General features: G+C 58.8%; 13 protein-coding genes and 2 pseudogenes. 9 read left to right on the top strand and 6 right to left on the bottom strand.

Annotated elements, in window-relative coordinates; all coding sequences use genetic code 11:
* Together P3T25_RS28995 and P3T25_RS29000 are read left to right on the top strand one after the other, a co-directional pair.
* Positions 1-1098 (top strand): IS1182 family transposase (locus tag P3T25_RS28995; protein WP_429360232.1); only part of this gene is annotated, 1098 nt, incomplete at its 5' end.
* A 550-nt stretch (positions 1099-1648) separates the two neighbouring features.
* Positions 1649-2356: a hypothetical protein gene (locus P3T25_RS29000; protein WP_429360234.1), complete on the top strand. Its 708-nt coding sequence runs from the start codon at positions 1649-1651 to the stop codon at positions 2354-2356.
* A 327-nt stretch (positions 2357-2683) separates the two neighbouring features.
* Here P3T25_RS29000 and P3T25_RS29005 read toward each other — a convergent pair whose 3' ends face one another.
* Positions 2684-4654, bottom strand: coding sequence for a transglycosylase SLT domain-containing protein (locus tag P3T25_RS29005; RefSeq protein WP_429360236.1), 1971 nt, complete (start codon positions 4652-4654; stop codon positions 2684-2686).
* A 1178-nt stretch (positions 4655-5832) separates the two neighbouring features.
* On the opposite strand from P3T25_RS29005, the gene P3T25_RS29010 reads away from it, so the two are divergent.
* The 3 genes from P3T25_RS29010 to P3T25_RS29020 all read left to right on the top strand — a co-directional run bounded on the left by P3T25_RS29010 (position 5833) and on the right by P3T25_RS29020 (position 8839).
* Positions 5833-6246, top strand: a complete 414-nt coding sequence (locus tag P3T25_RS29010) for a hypothetical protein (protein WP_174825333.1) — start codon at positions 5833-5835, stop codon at positions 6244-6246.
* 209 nt (positions 6247-6455) lie between these two features.
* Positions 6456-8276 (top strand): CPBP family glutamic-type intramembrane protease, encoded by a 1821-nt coding sequence (locus P3T25_RS29015; RefSeq protein ID WP_429360238.1) that lies wholly within the window; start codon positions 6456-6458, stop codon positions 8274-8276.
* Between the two features lie 170 nt (positions 8277-8446).
* Positions 8447-8839 carry a nuclear transport factor 2 family protein gene (locus P3T25_RS29020; protein ID WP_429360240.1) on the top strand — a complete coding sequence of 131 codons (393 nt, stop codon included), beginning with the start codon at positions 8447-8449 and terminating at the stop codon, positions 8837-8839.
* A gap of 165 nt (positions 8840-9004) precedes the next feature.
* Here the strand turns inward: P3T25_RS29020 and P3T25_RS29025 are convergent, their stop codons facing one another.
* The gene (locus P3T25_RS29025) at positions 9005-9889 is read right to left on the bottom strand and encodes a LysR family transcriptional regulator (protein ID WP_429360242.1); all 885 of its coding nucleotides are present in this window, start codon (positions 9887-9889) and stop codon (positions 9005-9007) included.
* A 129-nt stretch (positions 9890-10018) separates the two neighbouring features.
* Between P3T25_RS29025 and argC the strand changes: the two genes are divergently transcribed.
* On the top strand, positions 10019-10948 hold the full coding sequence (gene argC / locus P3T25_RS29030) for an N-acetyl-gamma-glutamyl-phosphate reductase (RefSeq protein WP_429360244.1): 930 nt from the start codon (positions 10019-10021) through the stop codon (positions 10946-10948).
* A 205-nt stretch (positions 10949-11153) separates the two neighbouring features.
* On the opposite strand, the gene P3T25_RS29035 is transcribed toward argC, so the two are convergent.
* A complete protein-coding gene (locus P3T25_RS29035) occupies positions 11154-11903 on the bottom strand; it encodes a nicotinamidase (RefSeq protein ID WP_429360246.1) in 750 nt (249 codons plus the stop codon).
* A gap of 45 nt (positions 11904-11948) precedes the next feature.
* On the opposite strand from P3T25_RS29035, the gene P3T25_RS29040 reads away from it, so the two are divergent.
* Both P3T25_RS29040 and P3T25_RS29045 read left to right on the top strand, forming a co-directional pair.
* Entirely contained in the window at positions 11949-12299 is a 351-nt protein-coding gene (locus P3T25_RS29040) for an NUDIX domain-containing protein (protein WP_429360414.1), read from the top strand.
* Positions 12300-12404: 105 nt separating this feature from the next.
* Positions 12405-12812: a lysozyme inhibitor LprI family protein gene (locus tag P3T25_RS29045; RefSeq protein WP_429360248.1), complete on the top strand. Its 408-nt coding sequence runs from the start codon at positions 12405-12407 to the stop codon at positions 12810-12812.
* Between the two features lie 304 nt (positions 12813-13116).
* Here P3T25_RS29045 and P3T25_RS29050 read toward each other — a convergent pair.
* From P3T25_RS29050 to P3T25_RS29060, 3 genes and pseudogenes are all read right to left on the bottom strand, one after another.
* Positions 13117-13350: pseudogene (locus P3T25_RS29050) on the bottom strand (altronate dehydratase); the annotation flags it as partial.
* A 4-nt stretch (positions 13351-13354) separates the two neighbouring features.
* Positions 13355-13536, bottom strand: a pseudogene (locus P3T25_RS29055) (LysR family transcriptional regulator); the annotation flags it as partial.
* Positions 13537-13776: 240 nt separating this feature from the next.
* Complete coding sequence (locus tag P3T25_RS29060; RefSeq protein ID WP_429360250.1) at positions 13777-14316, bottom strand: hypothetical protein; 540 nt, start codon at positions 14314-14316, stop codon at positions 13777-13779.
* A 270-nt stretch (positions 14317-14586) separates the two neighbouring features.
* On the opposite strand from P3T25_RS29060, the gene P3T25_RS29065 reads away from it, so the two are divergent.
* The gene (locus P3T25_RS29065; RefSeq protein WP_429360252.1) at positions 14587-16518 is read left to right on the top strand and encodes an SMP-30/gluconolactonase/LRE family protein; all 1932 of its coding nucleotides are present in this window, start codon (positions 14587-14589) and stop codon (positions 16516-16518) included.
* The last annotated feature ends 345 nt before the right edge of the window (positions 16519-16863 follow it).

Genomic DNA, 16863 nt, shown 5'->3' on the forward strand with positions numbered 1-16863 from the left:
GCCATCCGCAACGTATGCCGTCGTTTCGTCGAACTATGTCGCGGACTGAAGCTGTTATCCAGCGACATGGTGGCCATCGACGGCAGCAAGTTCAAAGCGGTGAACAGCCGCGACAGAAACTATACGGCCGGCAAGATCGACAAGCGTCAGCAACAGATTGAGGAAAGCGTTCAGCGATATCTCGACATGATTGAGACTGCAGACCGTACTAGCCCAACGGGTTTCGACGTGAAGACCGTGCGCCTATACGAGAAGATCGCGATATTGCGCCAGCGGATGCGTGAGCTCGAGCAGATCAAACAGCAGTTGAAGGATGAACCGGACGGACAGCTATCGCTCACTGACCCGGATTCCCGCTCCATGACCAGCGGTGGCAAGAGAACCGGAACGGTCGGCTACAACGTCCAGACAGCAGTTGATACGAAGCATCATCTTATTGTCGAACACGAGGTGACGAATATCGGAGGCGATCATGGTCAACTCAGCAAGATGGCTCTGTCGGCAAAGAACGCGATGGGCAAGCCAAAGCTGAAGGTGCTGGCTGACCGGGGCTACTTCAGTGGTCCGGACATCCGCGCGTGCGAACTGGCAGGGATCACGGCGTATGTCCCGAAACCGCTCACCTCAGCGTCAAGGAAGAAAGGGCTCTTCACCAAACGCGACTTCATCTACGTTGCAAGAAGCGATGAGTATCGATGTCCCGCCGGTGAGCGCGCAATTCTTCGATTCAAGACCGTCGAGAAAGACATGAATCTGCGCGTGTACTGGCCCAGCGCATGCGCGCGTTGCCATCTCAAGGAGCGATGTTCGCCCAGCGACTATCGCCGCATCCGACGATGGGAGCACGAACATGTACTGGAAGTTATGCAGCGTCGACTCGACCGGAAGCCTGATGCAATGACCATCCGAAGAAGCACTGTCGAACACGTCTTCGGCACGCTGAAGCATTGGATGGGGGCCACCCACTTCCTGACCCGGACGCTGGGACGCGTGAGCACGGAAATGAGTCTTCAGGTATTGGCCTACAACCTGAAGCGCGTCATGAATATACTTGGGGTTGCCGGGATGATGAAGGCGATGAGGATGACTGCAAGCTGAAGCCCCAAGGGGCTTCTTGCGCCCGCGGATGTTTGATTAGCGCAAGCGAGACGCATCTAACTTTATCGACCGACCGGCAACCTCGCCCTCAGAGCCAAAACTGAGTTTCCACACAGGCTCGGCCACAAAGCGACATTCGCGTGGGCGCTGCTCCCGCCATCCAGATGACGGCTCAGCGCGGCAGAACGGTCATAGACGGACGCGGGACGCGGTTGGGACGATGAGCTTGTGACAGGCTCTGGAGCATGTCGCGATGGACTGGGGATCGGCGGGACAGCGCAGACTGAAGGCGGACACACCCATCTCTCCGGATTCTTGGTGGTACTGGTATGTAATTAATTAGGAAAGCGTGATTTCTGCGACACGCGTTATCTGGCATCGTCCGCTGCTGGACCGATTCCGCATGCTGTGCCTCACAGAATGTCAATAGCCCAATGAAATATGGTGGATTCTCCTACCTTCACATTGTGGGCATTGTTCCTACCTTGACAGCATCGCCACATCGCCTAAAACAGACCTGACTGGGATGGTCCCAGTCGTGAGACCCATCATGAAGATGAAGAAGTACCGCCAGTTAATATTAACCAGCATCCTTCTCGGTCTTTCGGCCTCTGCCTTCGCCCAGAGTGCAAATTCCCCCGTCTATCCACCTGGCACATCGGCCCTGGGATTAACGTATGGCGAATGGTCTGCAACTTGGTGGCAATGGCTGCTTGCGATACCGTCCGCAACCAACCCGGAGAATCAACCAACAGGGGCGGTTGACTGCAGTATCAATCAGGCGGGATCAGTATGGTTCCTTGCAGGCAGCGCTTCAAATAAAGCCGTCACCCTGACGTGCTCAAATCATATTCCCTCAACAGCGTCCATTCTTTTTCCGCTCATCAACGTTGAGTGTTCAACCCAAGACCTGCCGCCGCTTCACTGCACGGACGCAGCATCATGCCGCAAATGCAGCGCGACTACTGCAGACGGCATCAGCCCAACCAGCCTGCACGTAACGGTTGACGGCAACGACGTACTGAACGGTGCACAGGGTTTCCGTGCGCTGTCGCCGTTCTTCAATTTCACGGTTCCTGCAGATAACGTCCTTGGATCGGGCGCTGGACCCGGCATGTCGATCAGCGATGGGTACTGGGTGATGCTCAAACCGCTGTCGCCCGGCCAGCACACGATCAGATTTGGTGGTAGCTTTGTACGCGGTCCGGGAACTGGTTTCATGGTGGACACGACGTACGTCGTCACTGTGTCGCAGTGATTGAAGCCCCGCCCGCTCAGGGCGGGATGCAGGTCATGATTTCAAAGGATCCTTCGTCAGTTTTGGTTGGCGTGGCTCCGATTCGATGACTGAACTCGTCGTACGCGGATGCCCTCCACAATCTGGCAATACTGCTCGAAAGACATGGCGACTCCTAGGGCTTAGTCCGTCATTTGAACGCAGATCGCCGGCTGACTACCTAAACGGCGCAGAAGATGGTTCCGTGTTGAGAGGTCATCCAGAGATAGAAGGATCGTTATACAGTGTCGCGTATGCAGCCGCACTTACTGCACCCGAGCGATCCGCGGATCAGCGTTGCGGACGATATCATCGGGGCTCGATTTGGCCAAGCCGCTCCGTCAGCGATTGCGGGTGGCCATCAAACAGCGCCGCGTAGTAAACCGTGTTCGACAATACATTCTTGACGTAGTCGCGGGTTTCGTTAAACGGAATTGTCTCCGCGAAAATCGCGCCTTCCACCGGTCGCGGCAGGTTGGCCTGCCACTTACGCGGGCGCCCAGGGCCGGCGTTGTAGCCGGCGGTCGCGAGCACGGCAGAACGGTCAAGCTGGTTGTAAATTATCGATAGATAGGATGTGCCAAGCAGGATGTTCGTGTCGATGTCGTTCATCCTGGCCCGCGAGATCGTACCGAGCCCGATCTTCCTCGCGACCATTTCAGCGGTGTTCGGCATCACCTGCATCAGGCCGCCCGCGCCAACCTCCGAGCGCGCATTGATAATGAAGCGCGACTCCTGGCGAATGAGGCCATACGCCCATCCGACGTCGAACCCGGCGGACCGCGTATCGCGCTCGACAATCGTGCGGAATGGCGCCAGGTAGCGCAGCGAAAAATCATGTTCCGTCTGCGTCCTGTCGGCAGTGCTCACAGCCCGGTCATAAAGCTCGATGCGACGCGCGTACTCGGCGACTGCGAGCAGCTGTCGGTCAGTCATGCCGCGCAGCTGCCAGTTCCACTCACGGTTGCCTTCCGTACGCAGGTGCAGCGCGTAAAAGCGTTCTGCCAGCTCGAAGCCTGGTGTCCGGCCAGCCCGCTCAACTTCTTCGTCGGTCACCTTGGTCTGCGGCGGGATCACGATCTGCCGGCCGAGCGCCTCGGAGGCCAACTGGCCATAGAAGGTGTAGTTACCCGCGATCGTTCGGAATTCCTGGTCCGCTGCCGCCACCTCGCTGCTCTGCTTCAACGCGCGCGCGTACCAGTAGACCCATGCTGGCTGTGCGCGCAGCGCGGCCGGCATCTGCTCGATCGACCAGCGCACCATTGTCCAATCCCCCGCCAGCAGCGCGCTGCGCGTGCGCCACTCGTAGGCCTGACTCGACAGGGGCGCGTTCGCCGACAGCCGGTACCAGTTCACCGCGCCCGGTAGCTGCCTGAGCACCGCCTGATAGGCGATCGTGCCCCAACCGATAGCCCGTTCTGCCAGGGTGAGCGACGGTGCGATTACGGTGAAGGTGGCCTCGGCGGCCTCCGGATCGCCGACCGCCAACTGTGTGATGGCGAGCAGCGCGAGTTGATGGGACGCTGCGTCCAGCTGGATGCCTTTCGCGAGCAACAGGCGTGGCTGGTTCGTCGCCTGCTCGAGGAGCAGCTGAGCCGGGGGCGCCGCGCCCAGCGCATCGACCAGTCTGCCGCCCGTCGTCCTCGCGCCCTGTTCATAGGCCTGGCGAATCAGCTGCCACCCATCGTCCGGAGTGAACTGCTGGTTACGGTCGAGCGCGGTGATCAGATCGACGCAGCCGTCACCGTACCAGTTCGGCTCGACGAGCAGCGCCCGCGCCGCGTCGGCCACATTTTCGCCTCGCGTGGCACGGGACTCGAGCGCATAGCACTTCACTTGCGTGTCGTCGTCCAGGACGAACTTTGAATATTGCGAATCGAAATCGTGCCAGTCGTGGCGCGCCCCGAGCACGCGAAGGTAGTCGTTGCGCAGACGGTCGGCAATCGCCTGTCCGTCGTAGCGTTGCAGAAATGACAGCACCGGTGCGTCTGGCGCGTCGAGATTCGCATGCCCCGCGCCGTTGAACAGACGCGGCTTGATCTGGAAATAGCTGAGATAAGCCGGCGCCGGATAATTCGGAATCAAGCTTGCCAGGTGCGCTGCGCGCGCGGGATCGTTGTCGCGTGCAGCGTCATGCAACTTGATGAAAATCTGATCGTCGGCGGATAACGAGGTGAACGGGGTGGGATGTCTGGCTAGCACCGTGCCAGACATGACCAATGTCACGGCGGCAAGGGCAAGGCCGACCGTGCAAGACACCCGGTGAAGTCGTGTGGACATCGCTGTTTTCTCGTTGTTTCAGTGCAGAACATTGAACCAAAGCTTAGGCCGCTACCCGGCGAAGCGAAGCTTCGAAAAACACAGGACTCAACCCGCAATTCAGCTCTTTGCGAGCCGGATGCCTGGGCCACATCGGCACTTGTGTGTCCGCTGTTTCGTAGCGTGGGCCGGGAGCTGGATTCGGCTATGCGATCCAGAAGGTCCTGAACGCGGCGTTGGTCGTTCTGGCCGGGATGCTCGCTTCTGGGTGGTTTTGGAGCGGAGGGTCGTCAAAGAGCAGCGAGGACTAAATGAAACGGGCACCCACCTGGGTGGAGATTCCTCCGCTTATGTCGAGAAAGACTCTTGACTGACCAGCGCGGCTAGAGCTCACGAGTGCTGCGAGTGAGGTGGTTGTTGGACCCAACCACGGTAGCCAGGCAGCGAGCGCGGGGGGCACGGCCGAGACCTTGGCTAGTCGGATGGAAGTCGAGATCGACGAACGTGGCCGAGTTTGTGATCTACATCGTCAAAGGCCGTGACGTTCGAAGCAGATCTTTATATGACCGCTTTGCGCGCTGCGCCAGTATTTAACGGAGCACGGTAGTCTGCGACGATAGACGGCCAATTGCAGCAGTTCGCTCTCGTCGGCGCGTGGTCATTCGACTGGCGATTCAGCTTTGGTAAGAGACATTGAGACGGCCGAGCGTCGAGCGGCAGAGAAGGGTCGCGTTCTGCCGATTGCAGCTTTGCAAGGTTCGCATTGCGTATGCCCTTTGCGTGAGACGGTGCGCGGCCAGTTTCAGACGCTCGACGTTACCAACTAGATTGGCGACAATCCGCGCCAAATTGCCCAACTACAGTGAAGGGAAATCGTTGCAGGGTTGGTATTGATAATGACGGGTCGACAATTGACGTTGCGTACGGGGAGCACATCTCCTTGATATTGCAGACTGATGCCGAGTAACACGAGAACGCTAAAGAAGTCATCTCCCGCAGCCGATATTCAATCATCAGTCCAATGGCAACACTGCAAACGCGTTGCCTGAAAATTCGAATGCTCTGCGTGGCTGAGGCCCTGACCGGGGACTGTCGGTCATCAACTTATTAACAATAAATCCGGAAACACAAAAATGCGTTTTATCTCGCTCTCAGCAATCTGCGTCCTTCTCCTTGCCGCGTGTGCCGGAGCGCCAACTATGACTCCTCTACCCGCCGACCGGGGGCACGATGTCAGCGTCGCACTTACAGGCGGTGTGAGCGAATTACAGATCGATACGGGATCGTTCGACATTTCTTCTGAAGCGAAAACGGACCTTCTCGGGGCCTTCCATGCCGAGATGACGAAGATAGGTATTCCGGTTACGGCGTCGGGCGCTCCGGTCGCACTTCACGTAAGCGAATTCAAGACACGCCCCGTTGCGGCTCGGATACTCTTCGGCGCACTCGCCGGCAGCGACCACATCAAGGGGACGGTCACGGTCGCCGGAACCGAGTTCGAGGTGGCCGACACAGGCGTCACGGTGGTGGGTGGCCTGGGTGTTGTCGCGAGGAACGTGGGTGTGCAGACGGCAGATGGGATTGGGCATCTGGCCGGCGTTGTCGCCAAGTAACCGGCGCGGCATTGTCCGGGCACTCGGCGCTTGTGGCGCGGTCTGCGCCACAAGCGCCATTGGTTGCGGCGCGAACAACAATACTGTGTCCCAGAGAGGTAAGCATGCGTATGGACATGCGCCGTCGGCGTGCTCCGGCAACCCAAAGCGCGTACGTCAGCTGCGCAAAAGGTCCGCAATCTCATTGGCTCAGTCTGCCATCTGCTTCCATGCTCGCTGGAACCCTTAAATCTTGCCTCCTTATCGCAGGCAGCGCACTACTGACGGGCCATGCCGTTGCAGCCGACGCGGGCCGCCTGTCGCCCGACAAAATCCGCGCGCCGGAGCAGGCCGCCGAATTCGTCGTGGACCAGGAAAAGAGCAGCTACCAGCGGGTGCTTGACCTTTATCGTCAGGCTCAGAGCAAAAGCCCCGGCGATGTGTCGCTTCTTCTCGCGCAATGCAAATTCATCGAGCGCTTCGCGTGGTCGGAGGATCTGAGCTGGAGCGACGTCGCCGGGAAGGACTTGGAAGCTTGTCGCGCCGCGCTCAACAAGGAGTTTGCAACCGATCCCGAAGCGGCACTTTATCTGCTCGAACATCGGTTCGGCGCAGAAGCGGTTGCATATGGCGAGCCGCTTGTCGCCAAGTCGACTGGCTGGAGCGCGGCGCAGCGCGCGCGTCTTCATGCCGCGTTGTCACGCGCTTACGCAACCACGAAAAACGACATCCGGGCCGGGCAGGAGGCGGTTCTCGCGGTGCAGCTCGATCCGGCCAATGACCGCCTGATCGACGCGATGCGGTACCTGGCGAGAACGGGTCGCGCACGCGATGCCAGCAAGCTGCTGGCGGCGGCGCCCGTCGCCAGGACACCATGGCAGGAAGCCATACGCATCAATACGGCTGTCGAAGTGCTGCCTGGCACGGAAGCGAGCGACGAGTTTCATCGCGCCCAACGCGCAGGACTTAAGATCGACGCTTATACGACGGCGCGTGTACTACAGCGTGCCGGCGATTCGGTAGCCGCGGAAGCGGCTCTGACCGCTGACGCCGCGTCGCATAAATTCGAGTCTCCGCAAAACCAGCAGCTTCGCCTTGATGTTGCATTCGATGTGGGCGACGCGAAGATAGCTGCGGATATTATCCGCGACCAGTACCAGAAGACCGGTAAGGCCACGCCGTTCGCGTATGCGTACGCGCATCTGCTTGACCTCAATCCGGCTATCGCCGCCCGCGCCGATTTGCTCCCACTCGCGGCCGGCCTGTTCGGTATGCTCGCGCTCTATCTTGCATCGCCAGGCCTGTTGCTCTTCCCGGTGCATTACCGTGGTACGGTCCGGCAACGCGTCGGAAAAGCGTCCACACCACTCTTCGCGCGGATAGGTTTGCGGCACGCATGGTGGGGGCTGGGCGTCTTTTCCATGGCGCTCTATCTCGTCTCGATCTTTCGCATGGGCACGGCGGCGCTGTCGCCGACCGGCAGCGGCGTAGTGCGCATCGATGCCTCGAATCGCATTGCGATTTCACATTTGTGGACGCTGTTTTTCAGCGCGCTCGGGCTAGCGGCAGTCGGTCGGCTGATCGGATGGCGCGAATGGCTCGGCAGTGGACGATGGAAATGGACGTGGATGTTGGTACCTGTCGCCGCGTACGGCATCTATCAGATCCCCCACTTGCTGGCTCGGCACAACGTTCCGCACGGCGTTGCTCCGAACTCGTGGGCGGTGAACCTGGCGCACGGTGCAATCGCGCTCGGCGGCATTCCGCTCGCGCTGCTGGTGTTATCGGCGTTCGTGCCAGTAATCGAAGAACTGGTGTTCCGCGGTTGCCTGTTAGGAGGATTGTCGCGCCATATCAGCTTCGGCTGGGCCAACGTGCTGCAGGCTGCGATATTCGCCGGCATGCACGAAGACGCGCGCCATTTTATCTACCTGTTCGTCATGGGCCTGATTGCCGGTTGGCTGACCAGGAAGACGAAGGGGCTGTCGATGCCAATCCTGTTGCACGCGATCAATAACGCGATCTTTGTCTACAGCGTGGCTGCAGCGTAGCCGGTCAGGGGCGCCTTGTGCCACTCGCATAGATACTGCGCGCGGCGATCCTCTGACGTTTGCGTCGGACCGGGTGCCGCCAGTGTGAGTCGTTCGACAACAGTCGGTGAATCGCCGACAATCTGTCGTAGACAGATTTCCGAAGGTAATTTCCTTTTGCGTCCAACATCATGACTACCTCTCCCGAGATCGCGTCTCATGTGGTTCAAGAGTTTTGGCGACTCATGGCCACAAACAATTTTCACGCCGTCGCGGCGGTTTTGGCGGAGGACTTTGTCCTTGAGTGGCCTCAATCGAAAGAGCGGATCCGGGGTGCTGCCAATTTTGCTCTACTCAACACAGAATACCCGGCGCAAGGCCCGTGGGTTTTCACGATTAATCGCATCGTCGGGAGTGAAAAAGAGGCTGTGTCTGATGTGTTCGTCACCGATGGCGTCCTGCATGCACGAGCAATCTCGTTCTTTACGGTCGAAGACGGCAAAATCACCCGCATGGTCGAATTCTGGCCAGATCCATACACGGCTCCATTTGATCGCACGCAATTTGTCGAGCGTATCGAGTGAGCGACGTGCCTGCCTCAACGAATGACGGCTATTGAGCAAGACAAGTGGTTGAATTGGGACCCAATCCGGTCAATCAAATTTCTACAACCTGGCCATTCGTTCGTCGTGGCGTGCAAAAAGGCTACTGTTCCCGCGAGAATGAACCGAAGCGGCAAATGGCAACGCCTACGCTACTCGCAGATCCCACAACACATCAAGTACGTATTGCGTGGAACGCTCAACGTACCCGGCACGATGTGCAATGCCGAGCCGACGCCACAACGCCGGGCGCAGTGGACGCATGACAATGCGCCTGTCGGGTAATGGCGTAGTGGCCTCATGGGGCAACAGCGCTGCGCCGTAACCTGCCGCTACCAGACTCTTGATCGCGTCGTTGTAGTTGAGCTGAATGCGCGGCGCGGGGTGGTGCCCCCCGGTCGCGAACCACTCCGCAGTCAGACGCGAGAGACGCGTGGTTGCGTCATTGAGAATGAGCGGTTGGGCGGCGAGCCATTCAGGCGTGACGCGGGCCGGACACCACCAATGCGCCGGCACAAAGGCCATCACGGGGTCGCGGCGCCAGGGCTTTATCACGAGTCCAGCCACCGGGGGCTGAGGCAGTGCGACGAGCCCAACATCCAGCGTTCCATCCGCCAGTCGGGACAGCGTTTCATGCGAAGTGAGTACTGCCACCTGAATGTCGATAGCGGGATGGTGCTGGCGCAGCACCTCAAGCGCTTGCGGCAACAGGTGCGCGATCGCGCCAGTCGACGCACCGAGCCGAGCGCGCCCTTCGAGCCCCTGCACCTGGCGTTGAATATCGTCTAACGCCTGCTCCGCATCGGCCAGCAGTCGGCGCGCGCGCTCCACCAGCACCTCTCCTATCGCCGACGGCCTTACATGTCCGCGTTTCCGTGACAGGAGTGGAGCCCCAATGCGGTCTTCGAGTTCAGCGATGTGGAGGCTGACCGTTGGCGGCGCCAGGTGCAATGCACGCGCCGCATCGGCAAATGAGCCACGGTCGGTAATGGCGACCAGAGTGCGCAAGCGGTCCAGGCTGATCTCTCGCATGTCGACGTCCAGATTCAGAAAAACTGAATATTCACGTTATGAAATTCAACTTTCTCTATTCTAGCGGTCCATGGAACATAGGGGCTCGTTCTATTTGTTACAACCCACAGTTACCGGAGTATTCTACGTATGAGCTCTCCCGTTGTTTTCATCGACGGCGACCAAGGCACCACCGGGTTGCAAATCCACGAACGGCTGCGCAACCGGACCGACCTTAGATTGTTCACGCTTGCCGCTGGGGAGCGCAAAGATCCACGGCGTCGCGCAGAAGCCATTAACGCCTGCGACATCGCCATTCTCTGTTTGCCTGATGCCGCCGCGCGCGAGGCAGTGGAGGCCATTGTTAATCCTGCCGTCAGAGTAATCGACGCAAGTTCCGCCCACCGCACACGGCCGGACTGGACATACGGCTTTCCGGAAATGACGCTGGGACAGGCTGAGCGGATTGCGAGCGGACGTCGTGTCACCAATCCCGGTTGCTATCCGACCGGTGCAATTGGCTTGCTGCGTCCCCTGTTGCAGGCTGGGCTCATACCAGGCAACTACCCTATCAGCATTCATGCCGTGTCCGGCTACTCCGGACGTGGGCGTGCCGGTGTGGAGGAACATGAGGGGCAGGGTGCCGTCAACGCGCCTTCATACCAGGTATATGGTCTGGAACTCGCGCACAAGCACACCCCGGAGATCCAGCAGCACTCCGGGCTCGTGCAGCGTCCGATCTTCGTCCCTGCGTATGGCGCGTTCCGCCAGGGCATCGTGCTGACGGTGCCCCTGGAGTTGCGGCTGCTGGCGCCCGGCGTGGATGGCGCCACGTTACACGCGTGTCTCTCACGTCACTATGCCGAGGCGGCCCACATACGTGTCTCGCCGTTGCACGAATCGTGCGTCTTAAAGCACCTGGATCCGCAAGTGCTGAACGGTACGAACGACATGCGCTTAAGCGTATTTCCTAACATGGAACACGGTCACGTCCTGCTGTCCGCGGTTTTCGACAATCTTGGCAAGGGCGCATCCGGCGCTGCGGTTCAGAATCTGAACCTGATGCTCACGCAGCAATAGTGGCCGATGGCTTGAGCTAACGTTCGGCCGCACCCATATGCCAACGATTGTTGCCAATCCGGTCGTGGCCGTTGAATGTCTCATACTGTCCGCTGACAGCCTGTCATCCAAATATTGAACCATTCTTGGGCGCGTTGGGCATCCAAGGCGCAACCTTAGCCTGCAAGGTTGTGCGATATCCGGGGCAGTAATCTGAGCCGTTCGCTCACGTCGACAAGATATCCTTTGACTGAATCCGCTTTACACCCACGCGATCCATGTTTTTACGCGCAATCGCAAGTGAGCCGTTGAGGTCAATCGGACGCGTTGCGTCTTCGATGACGTAAGCTTTGAACCCCGCCTTGCGAGCGTCCATTGCTGTCCATGCAACGCAGAAGTCAGTCGCCAGTCCGGTCACAAACACGGTGTCGATACGTCGCTGCTTCAGGTATCCCGAGAGGCCGGTTTCTGTCTTGTGGTCGGCTTCCTCAAATGCGGAATAGCTATCCATGTCCTTGTGAAAACCCTTGCGTATGATTACTTGTGCAGTCGGCAGCTTAAGGTCCTTGTCGAGCGCGGCGTCGTCGGTGCCTTGCACGCAATGGTCCGGCCACAAGACCTGTGTGCCGTACGACAACTGCGCCGTCTCGAACGGCTTCTTACCGGGATGGGAACTGGCGAACGACGCGTGTCCCGGTGTGTGCCAGTCCTGCGTAATGACAATGTTCTCGAACTTGCTAGCCAACTCGTTGATGAGTGGCACGACCTCGGCGCCGCCTTTCACCGGCAACGTTCCGCCATCGATGAAACAATTTTGCACGTCCACGACGATCAATGCGGATTTGCTGCCGGGCTTGATGTGTTTGCCTGACGCAGCCGCTGCTGCCAAAGCGCTCAGGCTTCCAAGGCCACAAAGGTGGGCCAGACCAAGCACGGCGGTCGACTTGATCAGTGTCCTACGATGGTTTTCTCCCATGACGAATCTCCTTTTCGATTGAAGCCACAATCATAGAGGCGTCAAATTTATTCCAGACTTCATCTTGATGCATTTGTTTCGTCGAAAGCCACCGTTGCAGCCTTGATTCATAATCACGAAGGCAAACCGCTGCTGCAGGAAAAGTCGTCTGGTGAGACTTGGAGCCTGCCCGCTGGCGGAAATGAAATAGGAGAAAGCCCGCAAGAAGCGACCATCCGGCAGGTAACATTTCGGAATGCGCCAAATGTCGGAACCGGCACTAGCGTATCCGAAAGACGAGTTGTTTCGTACATTCTAGGAACGTCGCCTCCATACACCTCCACGCATCAATGCCTATTGAGGTGGCTTTCAGGCCGCTCGCACCTAAGCAGGCATATCGCTGGATGTGCATATTGAGGAGCCCACCATAAGGAAGATCCTACGAAATTCGACGGACACCTTTTGCTTGACCACAGGCAAAATGCGAATTGCACATTTGCAGCTGTCAACGGACGAGGGCGGATGATGACACGAACGGTTAGTTTTCTGATCCTGATGGCTCTTGCTTTGCCCATAGCGTCGGCGCAAAAGAAGGTCGACCCGATCGAGGCTCAGGCCGAAGCATGTCTCGGTACACCGGCGGGGCAGACTACGGCGGGCATGACCGACTGTTCGCACCAGGCTTACCTTGCGTACGACAAACGCATGAACGACGTGTATCAACGGATCATGCGCAACGCCGATCCGCAATCGCGCATGCTGATCCGCAATGCCCAGCGTCAGTGGCTGGCCTATCGCGATGCGCAACGTCAAGCCGATAACGGCCCATGGCGAGCCGATCGGGGATCGATGACGAGCGCCGATATCGAGGCACTCAATGTGGACTCGATCCGTGCTCGGATCGATGAATTGAACTACTACGCTCCCTAATCAAGTCGGTCGACGCGCCGCGCGCTCTCAGTAGTCGATCTTCGCTGCTCTCGACGAGAACTCGAGATGAGCTTGAAGAATGGCGGGCGCGTTCCCCGTCTGACCGGGTTCGACCACAACGCTTGATACGGACGGTTTGCACGCATGGCCGATGTCCGGCGGATTGCGAAAGATCCTTCCAGTTGTCCCCGCTGCGGGAATCCGCCGGTGCTGCCGATCTCTGCGACTGCATGGGACCAGGTCCACGCGCAAACGCGAACCTCGTCTGTCAAATTCACCCTTCGCCATAGAGCGGAGCGAGTTTTCAGGTGATGACGCCCAATTGCCACGGCACGAATTCGTTTTGTCCGTAACCGTTCACTTCACTTTTCGACGGGACGCCGGACGCACATTCGAGCATGCGCTTGAAGATCGCGTCTCCGAGCTGCGCAATCGAAACGCTTCCATCAACTACGCCGCCGCAATTGATGTCCATATCGTCTTCCTGTTTTTCCCACAGCGCTGTATTCGTTGCAAGTTTCAAGAAGGGCGATGGAGCACCCAGCCTGATGCGTTACGTTTGGTAAAAGCCTTGTTCGCGGCACCAGCTTTCGACTTGAGCAGCGAGGCCGGCCCCACGCGCACGCCGCAGGGCCAGGAAACCCATTTCATTCAGCTTGGCAAAATCGGAGGGAAGACGCACGTGCTCAAGGCGTGGGGGTAACGCCAGCGCCAGTGTCTCGTCGCCCTCGCTTCGTCGACGTATCGTCGGCAGACGATGGCCACGTTCAGACGGGCGCGATCGCCGTGAGCTTCGCCGTCGTCTCTCGCATCGTGTTGACGGATTCGGGTTGAACAGGCGCGAATCGAATTCGACCGTTCGCAAAATCAACCGTTCGGAGACGAATGAACCACGTCACATATCGGTAGAAATTTCGCCGTCCAAAAAGACGGCATTTCGCGGCTGCTGTCACTGCCCGATGGGTTACTCCGAGAAGACGTACTTCCCATTCATTTTTTTAGGTGCAATGAAATTGAAATCAGGGAAGATCCGGGTTCTGACGTACCAGATATAGGCGAACAACCCCACACCGATCAGACAACCAATCAACGTTGACACTGGATGTTCCGCAAAGTCCGTGAACTGCCTTGGCAATTGCGTAATCGCCAAAATCAGATAGGCGTTGTAGGCGCCGACATTGTTCTTCGTAAAACCCCAGACGAACAACAGGGAAATCGCCACAGCCACCCCCGCGACGATCAACCCCGCCACCGCAGATATCTCGCTGCCGACGGCATATCCTGCCAACAAACCAACAAGCACCTGGAGCCAGGCGATGACCCGAACGGCAATCAGATGGCCGCGGTTTGCACGGCACCGCTCAGGATCTGCGTGCGCTGCGATGAGATATGCAAGCAGACGATCCTTGACGCCTTGTCCCGCCAACCTGGTGAACACTTCGGATTTCGCAACGCCATCCGACAGAAGCTGCACGACCTGGGCTTTGATTTCTTTTCGATTCATTGAGTCCACCCCTATGTTTTTTTGGTAACGGTCAAAACACCCGGATTCATTCGCTATGCATAGCGATACGCCAGGACAACGCGAAATATTACCTGTTGCGCGCGAAGGCGAGGGGAGACCGCGATTCACGCCCGCATACAAAGTCGCCGTGCGGCTTGTAAAGGCGCAATGCGTTGCATATGGTCATACGTGAGTCACCGATCACGAATTTGAAATCTGGCTGGCCGATCATTCACGTGAATGATCACTACATTCTGGAGAGCATCAGTCATGGTCGAGAAAAAACGAATTCGTGCTGCGCTCCTCGCCGCAGCGATAGCCACGATTGCGCCGGCGTGTCAGGCAGGAAACACGACCGACTGGCTGGCGAACACCTATGGCACCCTCGCCGCCCACGTGGGCAACACTGCGCGTTCCATGTGGGTCGCGCCCGAAGGCGTCATCTATACGGCCTCCATGTGGGACGAGTACGAAGGTGGCGTTGCTATCTACCAGGCTGGCAAGAGCCTCGGCTCGATGGGCGCGCATGGCGAGTTTCAGGGCAGTGCGATCACGGGCAACGCGACGTCGATCTTCGTGGCACTGCAGTCCGGCGGAACGTACGGAAGCGGTGCGGTGGGACGATACAACCGCACCACCAGGGCTCGCGATCTATTGATTCAGATCAGCGCGTTGAACAACCAGCCTCGGGTCGACGTTGTCACCGGACTTGCCACGGCGGGCTCGCTCCTCTACGCGAGCGACTTCTACGGCAATCGCGTCCGGATCTTCACTACCGGCGGTGTCTGGCAGCGGGACATCAACATCACGGGCCCGGGCGCTCTCGCACTGGATGGCGCAGGCAACGTTTGGGTCGCGCAGAAGAGTGAGGGCTCGATCGTCGGATTCAGTCCAACCGGCGCCCTGTTGAACACCATCCGCATGCCCAGCGGCTCGCAGCCATCGGCGCTCAATTTCGATGCGTCGTCGGGGCAGCTTATGGTCGGGGACGAAGGTCCCGACATGAACATCAAGCGCTACAAGCTCTCGGGCACACCGGCGCTGGCCGGGACATTCGGCATTCAGGGTGGTTATCTCGACACCACGACGGGAATCAAAGGCCAGGTTGGCGACAAGCGTTTTACCCGCGTCGCCGGCATCGGCAAGGACACCGGAGGCAACCTCTATGTGCTCAACAACCCTTGGGGCGGAAGCTGGGACCTCGGCCGCGACGGCGGCACCGACATTCACTCCTACAACAGTTCTGGTCGCCTGCAATGGAAGCTTCAGTCTCTCAACTTCGAGGGGATCGCCGCTCCGGACCCGGGTACCGACGGCGTCTACTTCTATGGCGGCACGAACATCTACACCGGCACCGCTGGGGGAACCTTCGTAGCGAACACGGTCGATCCGATCGGCTATCCATCCGATCCACGCATCAACCTCAACGATCGCTCACGGGATGAGCACTTCGGTCAACTTGCCACCGTCGGCGCCAACCGGATCCTCGTGGCATCCGGCCAGAATCCCGATATCTACTACTTCTTCCACTTCAATGCTGCGAATGGCTACATCGCAATACCGGACGCCACGCTTCCCGGTCCGGCGTTCAAGACGACCGCATCGGTCAGGGACGGATTCTGCATCGACAGCAAGGGGGGCGTGTGGGCCGGTCTCGACAAGACCGGTTACATCTACCACTACCCGCTGACCGGCTTCGACGCCAGCGGCAAACCAACATGGGGACCCGGTATCCCCATCCGCATTCCCAACAGCATCAAGCCGTTGACGCGCATCGTCTACCTCGCGGACAGCGACACCATGATTCTCGGACAGGGCGTTGTCGGGAGTACGGACTGGACGTCGATAGGCACGCGGATCGAGGTGTATCACGGCTGGAGCGCGGGCAACACCACAGCACCCAATCCGGTGATCAACCTCCCCCATGTCGGCGCCAAGTCGATTGACGCGGCCGGCAGCCATCTCTTCGTCGGCTACTGGTTCGGCACCGGGCAAGCTTTGCCGAACATCGACGCCTTCAATCTCGCTACAGGCAACCTCGACACCACGCTGGTCAACACCAGCACCGGTACCGTCGACGCCAGCAGCGCCATCGATTCGATGTACGGCATCAGGGCATACCTTCGATCGACGGGCGAGTACGTGGTCACGAAAAACAACGTCAAGGGTTCCAGCATCACTGTTTATCGCTGGACGCCCTAATCCCATCCACCAACGTGCGTCACTCTGAGCGGGTCACCCTGGTCATCCAGGTTGCGGCGAACTTTGATGAAACCGCACGCGTCACCGTCGACGAGGTCGCGAACGCGGTCGGTGCCTTCCTATCCGGGTGGGCAGGTCATCGGCTTAACGTGCAAGCTTTGGCAAGGATAGGATTCAGGTAGCTGCGGGTTTTGCGCTGCACTCAAACTTGAGCCGTCGCTACTCACGGTGCAGCCGGCGAGCATCACTACCAGACCCGATATCACGGCGACGTTACTCCACACAGTAAATTGCATTTGTACTCGACACAAAGGGAATGGGTTGCGGTACGGGGAAACCCGTCGC

It is taken from the genome of Paraburkholderia sp. GAS32 (assembly GCF_050434225.1).
GTDB lineage: Bacteria > Pseudomonadota > Gammaproteobacteria > Burkholderiales > Burkholderiaceae > Paraburkholderia > Paraburkholderia madseniana.

Excerpts from the sequence above, each read along its gene's own strand:
- P3T25_RS29060 (WP_429360250.1), bottom strand. The coding sequence starts at position 14,316 with ATGAATCGAAAAGAAATCAAAGCCCAGGTCGTGCAGCTTCTGTCGGAT.
- P3T25_RS29020 (WP_429360240.1), top strand. The coding sequence starts at position 8,447 with ATGACTACCTCTCCCGAGATCGCGTCTCATGTGGTTCAAGAGTTTTGG.
- P3T25_RS29065 (WP_429360252.1), top strand. The coding sequence starts at position 14,587 with ATGGTCGAGAAAAAACGAATTCGTGCTGCGCTCCTCGCCGCAGCGATA.
- P3T25_RS29015 (WP_429360238.1), top strand. The coding sequence starts at position 6,456 with ATGCTCGCTGGAACCCTTAAATCTTGCCTCCTTATCGCAGGCAGCGCA.
- P3T25_RS29000 (WP_429360234.1), top strand. The coding sequence starts at position 1,649 with ATGAAGATGAAGAAGTACCGCCAGTTAATATTAACCAGCATCCTTCTC.
- P3T25_RS29025 (WP_429360242.1), bottom strand. The coding sequence starts at position 9,889 with ATGCGAGAGATCAGCCTGGACCGCTTGCGCACTCTGGTCGCCATTACC.
- P3T25_RS29010 (WP_174825333.1), top strand. The coding sequence starts at position 5,833 with ATGACTCCTCTACCCGCCGACCGGGGGCACGATGTCAGCGTCGCACTT.
- argC (WP_429360244.1), top strand. The coding sequence starts at position 10,019 with ATGAGCTCTCCCGTTGTTTTCATCGACGGCGACCAAGGCACCACCGGG.
- P3T25_RS29005 (WP_429360236.1), bottom strand. The coding sequence starts at position 4,654 with ATGTCCACACGACTTCACCGGGTGTCTTGCACGGTCGGCCTTGCCCTT.
- P3T25_RS29035 (WP_429360246.1), bottom strand. The coding sequence starts at position 11,903 with ATGGGAGAAAACCATCGTAGGACACTGATCAAGTCGACCGCCGTGCTT.
- P3T25_RS29045 (WP_429360248.1), top strand. The coding sequence starts at position 12,405 with ATGATGACACGAACGGTTAGTTTTCTGATCCTGATGGCTCTTGCTTTG.